This is a genomic window from Acidovorax sp. KPB24-07 (assembly GCF_057543315.1).
Genome location: NZ_BAAJYS010000961.1, coordinates 1 through 552, shown reverse-complemented (window position 1 = coordinate 552; position 552 = coordinate 1). Strand labels below are relative to the sequence as shown.

At 73.6% G+C, this 552-nt stretch carries 1 protein-coding gene; it reads right to left on the bottom strand.

Annotation, left to right across the window (positions count from 1 at the left end):
• The coding region (locus AC27IQ_RS26900; RefSeq protein WP_487091528.1) for a DHH family phosphoesterase at positions 1-552 on the bottom strand (552 nt) is incomplete at both ends.

Below are 552 nucleotides of genomic sequence, written 5' to 3'. Positions count from 1 at the left end.
GCATGGCGCCCCGCGCGGATGCGGCGCAGGCCCTGGGCCACCAGGCGGCGGTTGTTGCTGTCGAGGCGCACCACGTCGGCCACGGTGCCCAGCGCGACCAGCGGCAGCAGCGGCTCCAGCTTGGGCTGGCTGGCCTTGTCGAACACGCCGCGTTCGCGCAGCTCGGCGCGCAGCGCCATCAGCACGTAGAACATGACGCCCACGCCGGCGATGGATTTGCTCTCGAAGCTGCAGCCGGGCTGGTTGGGGTTGACCATGGCATCGGCCAACGGCAGCGCGGGGCCGGGCAGGTGGTGGTCGGTGACGAGCACCTGCAGGCCCAGCGCCTTGGCCTCGGCCACGCCGTCCACGCTGGCGATGCCGTTGTCCACGGTGATGAGCATGTCGGCGCCGCGCTCGTGCACGCGGCGCGCGATGCTGGGGGTGAGGCCGTAGCCGTCCGCCATGCGGTCGGGCACCAGGTAGTCCACCTGCCGCGCGCCCAGCAGGCGCAGGCCGCGCACGGCCACGGCGCAGGCGGTGGCGCCGTCGCAGTCGTAGTCGGCCACCACG